The organism is Bradyrhizobium sp. GW821-FHT13H06, from assembly GCF_058803975.1.
In genome coordinates this window covers 986,001-1,000,632 of record NZ_JBXAPN010000003.1, presented here as the reverse complement: position 1 = coordinate 1,000,632, position 14,632 = coordinate 986,001, and the positions used below count along the sequence as shown (strand labels likewise).

Here is a 14,632-nt window from a genome sequence, read left to right as displayed (position 1 = left end):
ATGTTCTTCGAACCTGAATTTTGGGTCGCCGTCGCCTTCGTGATCCTGATGGTCGTGTTCGGCTATCTCGGGGTCTTCAAGACGGCGATGACGGCGCTGGATCATCGCGCCGAACGCATCAAGGCCGAGCTCGACGACGCCGCGCGCCTCAAGCAGGAGGCGGCCAAGGTGCTCGCCGACTACAAGTCGCGCAGTGCCACGGCCGAGCGCGAGGCTGCCGACATCATCGCCAACGCCAGGGCCGAAGCCGAGCGCATCGCGACCGAGGCCAAGGCGAAGATGGAAGACTTCGTCGCCCGCCGGACCAAGACCGCGGAGAGCAAGATCGCGCTCGCCGAGGCCCAGGCGCTGGCCGACGTCCGCGCCGCAGCCGCGGAAGCCGCTGTCCAGGCCGCTTCCACGATCCTGTCGCAGTCGGTCAGAGGCCAGGTCGCCGACGACCTGCTCGCCAAGGGCATCAACGAAGTCAGGCAGAAGCTGAACTGAGGGGTACCCTCTCATCAATCAAAAAGCCGGCGCGATGAGCGCCGGCTTTTTTGTTGGTCGATCTGCAGCCGCAAACTGGGTGTCATCGCCCGCGAAAGCGGGTGATCCAGTACGCCGAGGCTTCTCGGTTCAAGCACCTCGCCCTCTGGAATACTGGATTGCCCGCCTTCGCGGGCAATGACAGCTGAGATTGCCGCAACACCTCGCCTACTTCTTCTTCCGCGCCTTCGGCTCGGGCGAGAGCGCCTGCGGGTCGAAGCCGACATAGAAGATGTAGGAATCGGCATCCTTGGCCGAGGGCACCGGATAGCTCAGATCCTCGGCGACAAAGGTGAAGGGCACGCTGCCGCCCTCCGACATCGCGACCGTGGTCCGGTAGGCCTTCGAGGCGATCACCTTCTCGCCGACGCCGCCCTGCACCACCGCGATGCGCAATGGGACGTCGACCGTAGCTGGCGCACCGGCGGGACCTGCGATGACGCGGCCCTGGATTCCGATCCGGGCGGTGATGTCGCCGCCATTCCGGGCGCATTCGCGCGCCATCTTGGTGATCGTGGCCTGGAAGCGGATGTCGTTACCGACGGCCTGCTTGCCGTTCGCACCGACGGCATAGGTGGAAGCGCCGGCGCGCACGGTGACCTGCGGGCAATCGAGTTCGTCGTCGGCTGGCTGGCCGGGCGTGGGCGCCGGATTGGGCTGCGCCGGCTCGTCCGATTTGCCGCCGAACAGGCTCTTGAAGCGGTCGCTCAAGGATTGGGCCGCCACCGGCGAGACGAACACGAGCGCAATCGACAGCGCCAACGCGGCCGCTGTCCCCCGCCGCAACGCGTTCCGCGATGACCGAAGCTCCTTCACCATCGACACCCATGCTCCATCACAATATCCGGACCCAACCGCCGGCCGGCCCGCGCCGTTATATCGTCAAAATCGGCGAACCCAAGGCAGCAAAAAGGTGGCAGGCAGGGAGACCTTGCCCTCACGGGATGGCAGCTCAGCCGCGGAAATCCTCGTGCAGCAGGCCGAACAGCAGGTGATCCTGCCAGACCCCGTTGATGCAGAGATAACGGCGCGCCAGGCCCTCGCGCGAGAAGCCGCACTTCTCCAGCACGCGGATCGACGGTGCATTGGTGGGGATGCAGGCGGCCTCGACCCGGTGCAGATTGAGCTCGCCGAACAGCGTCGGCAGCAGCACCCGCAGCGCGGCAGTCATGTAGCCGCGATGGGCATGAGGCTGGCCGACCCAATAGCCGATGGTGCCGGCCTGCACGATGCCGCGCCGGACATTGGCAAGCGTGATGCCGCCGACCAGGGCGCCGTCGAACTCACGGAAGATCAGGAAGGGATAGGAGCGGTCCGCGGCAATGTCCTCGGAATATCGGCGCAGGCGCCGCCGGAAGCCGGACCGGGTGAGATCGTCGGACGGCCAGATCGGCTCCCAGGGCGTGAGGTAGTCGCGGCTGGTTTCGCGCAAATGAGCCCATTGCAGGAAGTCCGACATTTGCGGCGCACGCAGCAGCAGCCCGTTGCCGCGCGGGGCGAGGGTGGCGGGTCCACTGGATGGCAGGCGAAAGAGGGCCATGGTGATGCTTTCCGGGGTAGGCTCCCTAGCACAGCTCCTAATGCAGCCGCGCCTTGGCGCGCGCCCGGGTCAATCCTTCCGCAAAAGATACGGCCGTGTCCAGACCCCTGCCACTGCCCAATGCGACAACGGCGGGCCGGCTCCGCGACAGCAGCGCACGCGCCGCGTCCCTCGTCGATTCGATGCTGACGGCATCGATCCGGGCGACCAGTTCCTGCACCGTCTGCGGCCGCCCATAGGCGAGCACATGCCGGGCAAGCTGCTCGGCACGGGAGGAGCAGCTCTCCAGGGCCATCAGCAGGCCCGCCTTCATCTGCGCCTTGGCCCGGGCGATCTCGGCCTCGGTCAGCGTTTCCACCGAATCATTCATGATGTCGACCACGACCTCCATCATCTCCGGCGCGTCGGCCGGGTCGGTGCCGGTGTAGAGGCCGAAGAAGCCGGTGTCGGTATAAGGTGCGTGGAAGGTGTAGATGGAGTAGCAGAGGCCGCGCTTCTCGCGCACCTCCTGGAACAGGCGCGACGACATTCCGCCGCCGAGGATGTTGGTGAAGACCTGGAGCGAGAACAGCGACGCGTCGCTCTGCGGCACGCCTTCCAGCGCCAGCGTCAGATGCGCCTGCTCGAGCTCGCGATGCACCACCTTGGCGCCGCCCTTGCCGAACTGAGCGGTTTGCGGCTTCGGCCCCGGCGTCCCTTCGAAGCTGGCAAAGCGTCTCTCGACCTCGGCGACGACCTGGCCGTGATCGACCGCGCCGGCGGCCGCCACCACCATGTCGGGCCCGCGATAATGCGTCGAGAGGTAGCCGCGCAGCATGTCGCGGTTGAAGGCGCGCAGCGTCTTGGCCGTGCCGAGCAGGGAGCGGCCCATCGGCTGGTCAGGATAACAGAGCTCGTTCAGGTGCTCGAACACGACATCGTCGGGCGTATCCTGCGCGGCACCGATCTCCTGCACGATGACGTTCTTCTCGCGCTCCAGCTCGTCGGGCTCGAAGGCGGGATTGGCGAGGATGTCGGCGAGCACGTCGAGTGCGAGCGGCACGTCGGCCTTCAGCACCCGCGCGTAATAGGACGTGGTCTCGGTCGAGGTGCCGGCATTGAGGTCGCCGCCCACCGCCTCGATCTCCTCGACGATCTCGCGCGAGGAGCGCTTGGTCGTGCCCTTGAACGCCATGTGCTCGAGCAGGTGCGAGATGCCATGCTCGTTCGGCTTCTCGTCGCGTCCGCCGACGCCGGCCCAGACGCCGAGCGCCGCAGTCTCGAGATGGGGCATCTCGTCGGTGACGACGGTCAGGCCGGAGGCAAGTTTGGTCATCTCGACGCTCATCCGGCAACTCCTTGCTTTGCGGCGCGGCTGACCGACAGCACGAACCGCTCGACCTCGGCCTGATCGTTCTTCATCACCCTCATGTGTTCGGATTTGGTCATCAAGCCGTCGAGCCAGGCCGGTAATTGCGGCCGCTGGCCGCAGGCCGCCTCCACAGCGTCGGGGAATTTGGCCGGATGGGCGGTGGAGAGCACGATGCTCGGCACCCTCGTGTCGGTGGTATCGCGGTCCGCGACGGCAAGCGCCACCGCCGTATGGGGATCGACCAGTTCGCCTGCTTCGCGCCAGGCGGCGCGGATCGCAGCCGCAGTCTCGGTCTCGTCGGCGCGCCCTGCATCGAACTCCTCGCGGATCGCGGCGAGCGTCGCGTCGGGCAGCACGAAACGTCCGGACTGCTTCAGCGACTCCATCAGACGGCGCACGCCTGCTGCATCGCGCCGGCTCGCCTCGAACAGCAACCGCTCGAAATTGGACGAGATCTGGATGTCCATCGACGGCGACGCCGTCGCGTGCACCTCGCGCACCTCGTAGATTCCGGTCTTCAGCGTCCGCGCCAGGATGTCGTTGACGTTGGCGGCGATGCGCAGGGTCCGCACCGGCAGCCCCATGCGCTTGGCGACGTAGCCGGCGAAGATGTCGCCGAAATTGCCTGTCGGCACGACGAAATCGACCGCGCGCGCCGGCGCCCCAACGGCAACGGCGGAGGTGAAATAGTAGACCACCTGGGCGACGATGCGCGCCCAGTTGATGGAATTCACGCCGGACAGCGAGGTCGCATCGCGGAAGCGATGGTTGTTGAACATCCCCTTCACGATCGCCTGGCAATCGTCGAAGGTGCCCTCGATGGCGAGCGCATGGACGTTGGCCGCGCCCGTCGACGTCATCATCCGCCGCTGCACCTCGGAGATGCGGCCGTGCGGAAACAGCACGATGAGATCGACATTCTCGAGTCCCGCAAAGGCTTCGACCGCGGCGCCGCCGGTATCGCCGGAGGTGGCGACCACGATGGTGGTGCGCTGGCCGCGCTTGGCGAGCACATGGTCCATCAGCCGCGAGATCAGCTGCATCGCGACGTCCTTGAAGGCGAGCGTCGGGCCGTGGAACAGCTCCAGCACGAACTGGTGCGGCGACATCTGGCGCAGCGGCACCACCGCGGGATGGCGGAAGGTGGCATAGGCCTCGTTCGCCATACGACCAAGCTCGGCGTCCGAAATCTCGCCGTCGGCGAAGGGACGAATCAGGTCGACCGCGACCTCCCAATAGGGCCGGCCGAAGAAGCCGGCGATCGTCTCGGTCGGGAGCTGTGGCCAGGTCGCCGGCACATATAGGCCCCCGTCACGGGCAAGCCCGGTCAGCATCACGTCACAGAAGCCGAGTTCGGGGGCCTCGCCCCGGGTCGAGATATAACGAGTCAAACTGCCCTCCAAAGGCCGGCCGAACCGAGGCTCGATCCTTAAGCCTTTGATTTTACGAAACTACTTGATAACAGCCAGAGGCTTTGGGCCACCATAAAGTGTTTTGCGGCATCGGGAAACCGCTTCCGGCCCTCCTATCGCCCAATGAAAAAGGGCTGCGGCATTGCCGCAGCCCTTCTCTTGGAAGGTCTGTCGTTGTGTGCAGACCGGTTTGCTTCGTCAGGGTCGCGCCCGTCAAAACCGTTCCGGCAAGCATTCGTCGCCGGCCACGAAGTCGTCAAGGGCCAAAACCGTGCCGGCCGAAAAATGTTCCTGTTTTTCCCGACTCGTTTCGGGCACGACTACTGCAATGCAGCCGGGGGTTTATTTCAGATTGCTACTTTTTCCCGAAAGAATTTCTGCTGCAGGAACGAATACAGGCCCGGCCCATTGTGTCCGCGGATGGGTGCCGCCCGTTGCCCATGCATTGCCCGGCAAACGGCGGCGTCGATCCGTCGACCGAACCGCTGCATCCTGGAGCAGCCGGTTCGGTCGCTGGCAGAAGGTCAGTTCATCCCGATTTCCACTGCGATCCGGATCAGGTCGGAGTGGTTCTTGGCGCCCAGCTTCTGCTTGAGCAGGGATGTGGTGTTGGCCACGGTTTTGTAAGAGATGCCGAGCGCCTCGGCGACCTCGACGATCTTGTCGCCGCGTCCAAGCAGGCGAAGGATCTCGAGCTCCCGCGGCGTCATCTGCGAGGCCGGATTGGCTTTGATGGCCGCACCGGAAAACGTCACGGCCTCGGCGAGTTGCGGCGAGATGAAATGGTCGCCCGCGACCACCTTGCGCACCGCTTTCAGCAGGATCCGGGGATCGTCGCCCTTGGAGACATAGCCCTGCGCCCCGAGCTCCACTGCCCGCACCACGAAGGCCGGATCGTCGTTCATGCTGAACATGATGATCTTGGCATCGGGATCGTCCTTGCGGATGCGTCGCATGAGCTCGAAGCCGGAGACATCGGGCAGGCTGATGTCGATCACGGTGACGTCGGGCCGCTTGCTGACATAGGCGCGATGCCCGGATTTGGCGTCGCTCGCCTCGTCAATGCGAATTGAATGGTCGGACGCGAACAGGGTGCGGCAACCGGACAGCACCACGGGATGGTCGTCGACGATCAGGACCCTGGTCGCCAGCTTGGCGGTATCTTGCATCGCGCACTCTCTTGTTTTTCGACTCATAGACCGGCGGGAATAAATGGAAAGGGTAAATCCCGCCGATGCGCGTTAGAATTGGCCTAATGTGGCAACGACTTTCGTTCAGGACGCAACTGTTTCTTCCGCTCGGCGCCAGCTTTCTGGCGGCGCTGATCCTGGCGGGCTTGCTGCTCCATATATTCGCAACGGACCAACTGGCGGCGGAGAACGAGCCGAGACGGCGTTCGACAGAGGCCATCGCCGCCGCGCTCAACGACACGCTGCGCACATCGGACAATCCACGGCGGACGCTCGACGCCTTTGTCCATTCCTTGGACACCTCCTCCGATATCCAATTCCGCGCCTTGGATGCGGGTACCACGCCGTCACCGAAGGACGGCCTGCACAAGCCGCATGGCGTGCCGCAATGGTTCATCGACCTTCTCGCCACCCCCGACATGGACGCGGCATCGCCGGTGATGATCGACGGCAGACGCATCGGCGATATCGTATTCCTGCAGGACATGTCGGCCGATCTGTTCGAGAAATGGATCGGCTTTCTCGCGCTCACCAGCCTGGTCGCCGTGCTGATGGTTCTTACCGGCACGATCGCCTATGTCTTGGCGGGATCCGTCCTGCGGCCTTTGCAAGATCTCGGCCAAGGTCTCACGCGGATACGACGGGGCGATTACACCAGGCCGATTCCGGTCGGGGGGCCGCCGGAAATCCGGCAAGGCTGCGAAGAGGCGAATGCGCTGGCTGCAACGCTGGCGCAACTGAGCCAGGACAATCGCGATCTGATGCACCGGCTGGTGTCGCTCCAGGACGACGAGCGGCGCGATCTCGCCCGCGAATTGCACGACGAACTCGGACCGCTGTTGTTCAGCATCCGCGCCGGCACGATCGCGCTGGCCGAGGCTGCGCCGCCGGCGGGAAATTTCGGCAATTCCGCACAGAGCCTGCTGCAATCGGTCGAGGCGCTCCAGCAGACCAATCGCCGTATCCTCGACCGGCTGCGGCCGCTCTATATCGAGGAACTCGGCCTTTCGACCAGCGTGCAGACGCTGCTCCGGACCTTTCGCAATCAGGCTCCGCACATCATCCTGACGGACACGATCGACGCCGATCTGAACGTGATCGACGGGCCGGCGGCCCAAACCGTGTATCGGCTGATCCAGGAGGCACTGACCAACGTGCTGCGCCATGCCAACGCCAGCAACGCTCATGTAAGGGCGACCGTCGCCGGCGAGACGCTCGCGATCGAGATCTCCGACGACGGCGGCGGCTTTCCTGCGGGCAACGTCTTCGGCCGGGGCTTGACCGGCATGCATGAGCGCGTGCGCGCGCTCAGCGGATCGCTGTCCCTGTTGCGCGTGGATGAGCGAACTTACGTCCGCTGCCGTCTTCCCGTCGAGACGACGCGGGACGCGCCGTCAGCAGGCTAAGCATGATCCGGAAAAGTGCGCAGCGGTTTTCCGAAAAGATCATGCTGGAACGACAACCCAGGCTGCGATGACGATTCATCCCAACCGCTTCGCGCTCTAGCATACGCAGCCGTCATGCGCGTTCTGGCGCGCGGGCTCGCATATTGTGCTGCGGATCTTGCCTTCCGGGTTGAAACGAAACGAGACCTGAATGCGCAGCGCGCCGGCGACGGAATATTCGAGATCGACGCCGTGGGGCGTCGGATGGATTTCCTCCAGCCCGAAACCTGCCGACGCGAAGGCGCTGAGCCGAGGCTGCCAATAGGCTTCGAGCGCGCTCCGTCCCTGATATCGCTGCGTGCCGTTGCACGCGCATTCGAGCTGGGCGTCGTCGGCATAGAGATCGAGCAGCGCCGTGAGGTCGCCCTTCCGGCAGGCGTCCACCCAATCGACGATAATTCCCATCTGGTCGAAATCGCTCACGCCGCAATCCTGTCTGCCGCGGAAATAACCAGCGGCTTAGGACCACACTCGTGAATATGCGCTGAATAATAAACCCCGGGCGATACCGGGTTCCCGCGAGATGGTTCCGAACAAGCTCAGCCCTGCCGCCGGCCTCTTGCCCATACGGCGAAGGCGATCAGAACGGCGCCGGCCAGCGTGAACCAGGTCATCGCATATTGCAGGTGATCGTCCTTCAGATTCACGTCGAGCGGTCCCGGTCGTGGAATGCCATTCGCGGGCGCGGGATGCTCGAGATCGACATAGAACGGCGCGACCGTACCCCAGCCGAGCGCGCTTGCGATTCCCAGGTGATCGCGCACGAACCAGAGCCGCTTGTCGCGATTCTCCGCCGGCGTCAGCCAGCCTGGCGCCTCGGGAAAACGCAGATAGCCGGTGAGCGCCACCGGTTGGCCCGTGACGAGCTTCTTCACCGCGCGATCCTCGACACCGCGATCCTGCATCGTGTTCTCGACGAAGCCCGCATCGATCACGACCGTCTCGCCCGTGGGTAGACGCGCCGGCAGAAACGCCCAGGTGCCGGGGCCGGAGGCGTCCTTGCGCACCGCGGAGCCGGAGGAATAGACCATCGCATCGGGCAGGGCCGCGTAGGTGGCGGTGAAGCTGACGCGGCGGAATTCATCGCGAGCAGGATTCAGCGCGGTCCACAGCGCCGGCGGCGGCAGCGCGACGGGCGCCGCCGCAAGCCGCTCGGTGAGTGCCGCGATCAGCTCGTGCTTGGCGGTCCGGCGCTGCAACTGCCAGACACCGAGCGCGACGAACGCAGCCGTCAGGAACAGCGTGAACAGCGCGAAGCCGCCCACGCGGGCCTTGCGCGCGGGCTCGCTCATTTCGCGCGGTCGACCAACCGGCCCGGCGCCGCCTTGTGGTGGAACTGCAGCGCAATCAGCAGCGATTTCATCGCACGCAGCGGCAACAGCGTGGTGGCGAGGATCAGCGGCAGCCAGAGCGCCGCATGCAGCCAGAACGGCGGCTGGTACTTGACCTCGACGACCAGCGCGCAGCCGACCACGATGGCGCCGGCGAGCATGATGATGAAGATCGCCGGGCCGTCGCCGGTATCGATGAAGGCGTAGTCGAGGCCGCAACGGTCGCACGCAGGCGCGAGCGTCAGGAAGCCCGCATAAAGCTTGCCCTGGCCGCAGCGTGGGCATTTGCAGGCGAGCCCGCGCATCGCGCTTTGCAGGACGGTGGTTTCGGGCTGGGGTGGGCCGGCGGTGTCGTTCATGATGGCGGACCCTATCACAGTTTCCGCCGAACGTTCGGCGGCCGGCAAGCGAAAGGGCGGCCCTGGGGCCGCCCTTTCTGATCGATTCGATGCAACTTAGTGGGCGGCGTGGGCCATGGTCTCGGCGCCGCGTCCCCAGACGTAAATGCAGAGGAACAGGAACAGCCAGACCACGTCGACGAAGTGCCAGTACCAGGCGGCGAACTCGAAGCCGAGATGCTGCTTCGGCGTGAAATGGCCGGCATAGGCGCGGAACAGGCAGACCAGCAGGAAGATGGTGCCGACCAGCACGTGGAAACCGTGGAAGCCGGTCGCCATGAAGAAGGTCGCGCCGTAGACATTGCCGGCGAAGGAGAACGCCGCGTGGCTGTACTCATAGGCCTGCACGCAGGTGAAGAGCGCGCCGAGCACGACGGTGAGGATCAGGCCGTATTTCAGGCCCTGGCGGTCGTTCTCGAGCAGCGCATGGTGCGCCCAGGTCACGGTGGTGCCGGAGGTGAGCAGGATCAGCGTGTTCAGGAGCGGCAGATGCCAGGGATCGAAAGTCTCGATGCCCTTCGGCGGCCAGGTGCCGGGGACAGAGCAGGCGCCGGGCTGCGTGCCGAGGCCGCAGCCGAACACCGCATCGCGGGTGGCATGGACGGCGTCGGCCGGAAACAGCGCGGCATTGAAATAGGCCCAGAACCAGGCGACGAAGAACATCACCTCGGAGGCGATGAACAGGATCATGCCGTAGCGGTGGTGCAGCTGCACGACGCGGGTGTGGTCGCCCTTGTACTGGGCTTCCTTGATCACGTCGCCCCACCAGCTCGCCATGGTGTAGAGCACGCCCACGGTGCCGACGCCGAACACGATCGGCGCGGCGGAGAACATGTGGTGCATCCAGGCGATCGCGCCGACCGCCATGATGAAGGCCGAGAGCGAGCCGACGGCCGGCCAGGGAGAGGGATCGACCAGGTGATAGTCGTGATGCTTGGTGTGCGCCGTAGCCATTCCGTCTCTCTCCTCAATCCCGTGCCTGTCAGGCACTTATCCCCTTGTTTCCAACCGCCTGAGCATGAGCCCGGCGGTCAAAGATTTCCCTTGCGTTTATCGTCCTCGCTGGCAGCGAGCGGCTTCACCACGGGGTCGCGCACCGGATAGAACGTGTAGGACAGCGTGATCGAGCCCAGCCCGTCATTCTCGTGGTCGTCGACGATCGAGGGATCGACGTAGAACACGACCGGCATCTCGCGCTTCTCGCCGGGCGCCATGGTCTGCTCGGTGAAGCAGAAGCAGTTGATCTTCTGGAAATAGGAGCCGACCGTCAGCGGCGCGACGTTGTAGGCGGCCTGGCCCGCGGTGGTGCGCGCGGCCTGATTGGTCACGGTGTAGAAGACGGTCACGACCTGGCCGATATTGACCTCGATCTCGCTCTGCTCCGGCTCGAACTTCCATGGAAGGCCGGGCGCGACGTTGGAATCGAAGCGCACCGATATCCTCCGCGCGATCGGGCCGGTGGCCGGCGCAGAGGTCGCGACCTGCGTCGTGCCGTTGAAGCCCGTGGCACGGCAGAACCAGTTGTAGAACGGCACCGCCGCGTAGGACGCACCGACCATCAGCGCGACCACGCCGCCGCAGATCGAGGCAACCAGCGCGTCGCGGCCAAGGCCACCGAGACGGCCCTTCGTGGCCGTCCGGTTCTGATCCCGCGATATGGTCGGCTCGTGATCCATGTTACCTACATCGGCCGCACTAGCACTGCCGGTCCCTTGACCATGGTGACGGCGAAGAACAGCACCACCAGCACGCCGAGCGCGAGCGCGATTGCGATCGAACGCTGACGACGGCTCTTTTTCTGCGCCTCGGTGAGGACGATTCCATCTGGCTCGGGTTTGTCAGCCATTCCTGCCTCATGCGCCCCCAACCATCGGAGCAAGCGCCCGGTACACGACCTCGGCCAGCAGGGTCGCGAACAGCGCGAACAGATACAGGATCGAGAAGGCAAAAAGCTTGCGGGTCGCGCGCAGCGACTGGCTGCGTTCGCGGCGCATATAGACGTTGATCGCGAGCACCAGCATGCCGGCGCCCAGGATCAGCGAGACGATGCCGTAGACGGCATCGAAATAGCCGAGCGCCCAGGGCGCCGCGGCAACCGCGATCAGCACGATGGTGTAGAGCAGGATCTGGAGGCGGGTCGCGTCGGGGCCGGCGACGTTGGGCAGCATCGGAATGCCGGCGCGCGCGTAGTCGTCGGAGCGGAACAGCGCCAGCGCCCAGAAATGCGGCGGGGTCCAGAAGAAGATGATGGCGAACAGCAGCAGCGGCTCGACGTCGACGGTGCCGGTCACCGCAGCCCAGGCCACCACCGGCGGCAGCGCGCCGGCCGCGCCGCCGATCACGATGTTCTGCGCGGTCCAGCGCTTCAGGCCCATCGTATAGATCACGACGTAGAAGAAGATGGTGAAGGCGAGCAGCGCGCCGGCGATCCAGTTGACGAGGATGCCGAGCGTCATCACCGAGAAGAAGGCGAGCGTCATGCCGAACGCCATGGCTTCGGGACGGGTGATGCGGCCGCGCGGGATCGGCCGGTTCGCGGTGCGCGACATCTTGGCGTCGATGTCGCCTTCGAGCGCCATGTTGAGGGCCCCGGAGGCGCCGGCACCGACCGCGATGCAGAGCAGCGAGGTGATCGCCAGCACGGGATGGAAATGCCCCGGCGCCATCGCCATCCCGACCAGCGCAGTGAAGATCACCAGCGACATCACCCGGGGCTTGAGCAGCGCGAGATAGTCGCCAACCCCCGCTTCTGAGATGCGTGGATTGATGTCGATGGCGTTCTGGTCGAGGACGGACACTTAGATCTACTCGCTTCGTTATAGCGCCGCGGCGCCCGTCACGGGCGCCGCGGAAGATTGCCTATTGCACGCGGGGCAGCACTTCGAACTGGTGGAAGGGCGGCGGCGAGGGCAGCGTCCACTCCAGCGTGGTCGCGCCGGCACCCCAGGGGTTGTCGCCGGCCGGCACCTTGCGGGCGAAGGCGTCGATCACGCAGTAGAGGAAGATCAGCACGCCGAAGCCGGAGATGTAGGAGCCGACCGACGAGACCAGGTTCCAGCCCGCGAAGGCGTCGGGATAGTCGACGTAGCGGCGCGGCATGCCCGACAGGCCGAGGAAGTGCTGCGGGAAAAACACCAGGTTGACACCGATGAAGGTGACCCAGAAGTGCGCCTTGGCCAAAGTCTCGTTGTACATGTAGCCCGACATCTTCGGGAACCAGTAGTACCAGCCGGCGAAGATCGCGAACACCGCACCGAGCGACAGCACGTAGTGGAAGTGCGCGACGACGTAGTAGGTTTCCTGGAGCACGCGATCGACACCCGCGTTCGCCAGCACGACGCCAGTGACGCCGCCGATCGTGAACAGGAAGATGAAGCCCACCGCCCAGATCATCGGGGCGCGGAATTCGATCGAGCCGCCCCACATCGTGGCGACCCATGAGAAGATCTTCACGCCGGTCGGAACGGCGATGACCATCGTGGCCGCGACGAAGTAGGCCTGCGTCGCCGAGGACATGCCGACCGTGTACATGTGGTGCGCCCACACCACGAAGCCGATGCCGCCGATCGCGACCATGGCATAGGCCATGCCGAGATAGCCGAACACGGGCTTGCGCGAGAAGGTCGAGACGATCTGGCTGATCATGCCGAAGCCGGGCAGGATCAGGATGTACACCTCGGGGTGACCGAAGAACCAGAACAGATGCTGGAACAGCACGGGGTCGCCGCCGCCGTCGGGTGCGAAGAACGTCGTGCCGAAATTGCGGTCGGTGAGCAGCATGGTGATCGCACCGGCGAGCACCGGCAGCGACAACAGCAGCAGGAACACCGTCACCAGGATCGACCACACGAACAGCGGCATCTTGTGCAGGGTCATGCCCGGCGCGCGCATGTTGAAGATGGTGGTGATGAAGTTGATGGCACCGAGGATCGACGAGGCGCCCGCCAGATGCAGCGACAGGATCGCGAAGTCGACGGCCGGGCCCGGATGGCCGGAGCTCGACAGCGGCACGTACATGGTCCAGCCGGCGCCGACGCCGTTGGCGCCCGGCTCGCCCTCGACGAAGGTCGACATCAGGAGCAGCGCGAAGGACGCCGGCAGCAGCCAGAACGAGATGTTGTTCATGCGCGGGAACGCCATGTCGGGCGCGCCGATCATCAGCGGCACGAACCAGTTGCCGAAGCCGCCGATCATCGCGGGCATCACCATGAAGAAGATCATGATCAGGCCGTGGGAGGTCACGAACACATTGTAGGTGTGCGTCTCGTGGAAGATCTGCACGCCCGGGTACATCAGCTCGGCGCGGATCGCGATCGACATCAGGGCGCCGATGACGCCGGCGATGACCGCGAAGACGAGGTACATCGTGCCGATGTCCTTGTGGTTGGTCGAGTAGACGTAGCGCCGCCACCCGGTCGGATGGGCGTGCTCGTCATGTCCGTGGTCTTGCGCGTGATCGCCGTGTGCCGCTGCGCTCGTTGCCATTTTCAAATCCTGCCTTGCGTCCCATGCGGACCTTATGCGGTCCCGCCCTTTTTGTCGCTTTCAGTCCCCTTGAGCCGTCGCCCGGCGCTTACTGCGTCGGGCCGGCCGCGGAGGCGTAGGTGCTGGTGCCGCCGCTCGCAAATTTCTTCTTGGCCGCCTCGACCCAGGAGGCGAACTCCTGGTCGTTGACCACGCGGATCGCAATCGGCATGAAGGCGTGATCCTTGCCGCACAATTCCGAGCACTGGCCGTAATACATGCCGGTCTTGGTGGCCTTGAACCAGGTCTCGTTCAGCCGGCCCGGAATGGCGTCGATCTTGACGCCGAAAGCCGGCAGCGCAAAGGCGTGGATGACGTCCGCGCCCGTGGTCTGGACCCGAATCACCTTGTTGACCGGCACCACCATCTCGTTGTCGACGCCGAGCAGGCGGGGCTGCTTGTCCTGGGCCATCAGCGAGTCGAACTCGAACTTGCCGTTGTCGGGATAGGCGTAGGACCAGTACCACTGCTTGCCCGTCGCCTTGACGGTCAGGTCAGCCTTCGGAATGTCGAGCTGGAGGAACAGAAGCCGGAACGACGGCACCGAGATGCCGACCAGGATCAGCACCGGAACCAGCGTCCAGGCCACCTCGATCAGCGTGTTGTGAGTGGTCCGCGACGGCACCGGATTGGCCTTCGCGTTGAACTTGATGACCACGATCACCAGCAGTGCCAGAACGAACAGCGTGATCAGGGTGATCAGCACGAACAGGAAATTGTGGAACCAGACAATATTGTCCATCACCGGGGAACCGGACTGCTGCAGCGTCCACTCCCACGGCGCCGGCTGCCCGAGCTCGGCGAACGCCGCACCACCCGTACCCAGCGTGACGCCAGCCGCCACCAAGGCGATGGTGGCCAATCCCAGCAATTGCCGGCCCACCCGACCCATCGACATCCTCATGCCGTTCGCGCT

The 14,632-nt window shown here is 65.0% G+C and carries 16 protein-coding genes; 2 read left to right on the top strand and 14 right to left on the bottom strand.

What is annotated here, in order from left to right; translation table 11 throughout:
• On the top strand, window positions 1-486 hold the full coding sequence (locus AC1RQP_RS17055) for a F0F1 ATP synthase subunit B family protein (protein WP_061882483.1): 486 nt from the start codon (window positions 1-3) through the stop codon (window positions 484-486).
• 207 nt (window positions 487-693) lie between these two features.
• On the opposite strand, the gene AC1RQP_RS17050 is transcribed toward AC1RQP_RS17055, so the two are convergent.
• The 5 genes from AC1RQP_RS17050 to AC1RQP_RS17030 form a co-directional block, all read right to left on the bottom strand.
• Window positions 694-1,344 (bottom strand): hypothetical protein, encoded by a 651-nt coding sequence (locus AC1RQP_RS17050; protein ID WP_239620471.1) that lies wholly within the window; start codon window positions 1,342-1,344, stop codon window positions 694-696.
• A gap of 133 nt (window positions 1,345-1,477) precedes the next feature.
• Complete coding sequence (locus AC1RQP_RS17045) at window positions 1,478-2,065, bottom strand: GNAT family N-acetyltransferase (RefSeq protein ID WP_492937794.1); 588 nt, start codon at window positions 2,063-2,065, stop codon at window positions 1,478-1,480.
• Between the two features lie 37 nt (window positions 2,066-2,102).
• Window positions 2,103-3,392 (bottom strand): M16 family metallopeptidase, encoded by a 1,290-nt coding sequence (locus AC1RQP_RS17040; RefSeq protein ID WP_239620470.1) that lies wholly within the window; start codon window positions 3,390-3,392, stop codon window positions 2,103-2,105.
• On the bottom strand, window positions 3,389-4,807 hold the full coding sequence (thrC, locus tag AC1RQP_RS17035; protein ID WP_492937793.1) for a threonine synthase: 1,419 nt from the start codon (window positions 4,805-4,807) through the stop codon (window positions 3,389-3,391). Before thrC ends, AC1RQP_RS17040 begins: the two co-directional genes overlap by 4 nt.
• Before the next feature lie 545 nt (window positions 4,808-5,352).
• Window positions 5,353-5,997 (bottom strand): response regulator transcription factor, encoded by a 645-nt coding sequence (locus AC1RQP_RS17030; RefSeq protein ID WP_239620462.1) that lies wholly within the window; start codon window positions 5,995-5,997, stop codon window positions 5,353-5,355.
• 86 nt (window positions 5,998-6,083) lie between these two features.
• On the opposite strand from AC1RQP_RS17030, the gene AC1RQP_RS17025 reads away from it, so the two are divergent.
• Window positions 6,084-7,424, top strand: a complete 1,341-nt coding sequence (locus AC1RQP_RS17025) for a histidine kinase (RefSeq protein WP_492937792.1) — start codon at window positions 6,084-6,086, stop codon at window positions 7,422-7,424.
• A gap of 96 nt (window positions 7,425-7,520) precedes the next feature.
• Here the strand turns inward: AC1RQP_RS17025 and AC1RQP_RS17020 are convergent, their stop codons facing one another.
• The 9 genes from AC1RQP_RS17020 to coxB all read right to left on the bottom strand — a co-directional run bounded on the left by AC1RQP_RS17020 (window position 7,521) and on the right by coxB (window position 14,620).
• The gene (locus AC1RQP_RS17020; protein ID WP_492937791.1) at window positions 7,521-7,886 is read right to left on the bottom strand and encodes a nuclear transport factor 2 family protein; all 366 of its coding nucleotides are present in this window, start codon (window positions 7,884-7,886) and stop codon (window positions 7,521-7,523) included.
• 116 nt (window positions 7,887-8,002) lie between these two features.
• A complete protein-coding gene (locus AC1RQP_RS17015) occupies window positions 8,003-8,755 on the bottom strand; it encodes an SURF1 family protein (RefSeq protein WP_492937789.1) in 753 nt (250 codons plus the stop codon).
• Entirely contained in the window at window positions 8,752-9,153 is a 402-nt protein-coding gene (locus AC1RQP_RS17010; protein WP_239620458.1) for a DUF983 domain-containing protein, read from the bottom strand. Before AC1RQP_RS17010 ends, AC1RQP_RS17015 begins: the two co-directional genes overlap by 4 nt.
• 96 nt (window positions 9,154-9,249) lie before the next feature.
• Window positions 9,250-10,146, bottom strand: a complete 897-nt coding sequence (locus AC1RQP_RS17005) for a cytochrome c oxidase subunit 3 (RefSeq protein WP_197968579.1) — start codon at window positions 10,144-10,146, stop codon at window positions 9,250-9,252.
• Window positions 10,147-10,223: 77 nt separating this feature from the next.
• Entirely contained in the window at window positions 10,224-10,868 is a 645-nt protein-coding gene (locus AC1RQP_RS17000; RefSeq protein WP_239620457.1) for a cytochrome c oxidase assembly protein, read from the bottom strand.
• A gap of 5 nt (window positions 10,869-10,873) precedes the next feature.
• Window positions 10,874-11,038: a cytochrome c oxidase system small membrane protein gene (locus tag AC1RQP_RS16995; RefSeq protein WP_018644977.1), complete on the bottom strand. Its 165-nt coding sequence runs from the start codon at window positions 11,036-11,038 to the stop codon at window positions 10,874-10,876.
• A 7-nt stretch (window positions 11,039-11,045) separates the two neighbouring features.
• The gene (locus AC1RQP_RS16990) at window positions 11,046-11,990 is read right to left on the bottom strand and encodes a heme o synthase (RefSeq protein ID WP_492937787.1); all 945 of its coding nucleotides are present in this window, start codon (window positions 11,988-11,990) and stop codon (window positions 11,046-11,048) included.
• Window positions 11,991-12,051: 61 nt separating this feature from the next.
• Window positions 12,052-13,677, bottom strand: coding sequence for a cytochrome c oxidase subunit I (gene ctaD / locus AC1RQP_RS16985; protein ID WP_239620454.1), 1,626 nt, complete (start codon window positions 13,675-13,677; stop codon window positions 12,052-12,054).
• 88 nt (window positions 13,678-13,765) lie between these two features.
• Window positions 13,766-14,620: a cytochrome c oxidase subunit II gene (gene coxB, locus AC1RQP_RS16980; protein ID WP_061882495.1), complete on the bottom strand. Its 855-nt coding sequence runs from the start codon at window positions 14,618-14,620 to the stop codon at window positions 13,766-13,768.
• Window positions 14,621-14,632: the final 12 nt, after the last annotated feature.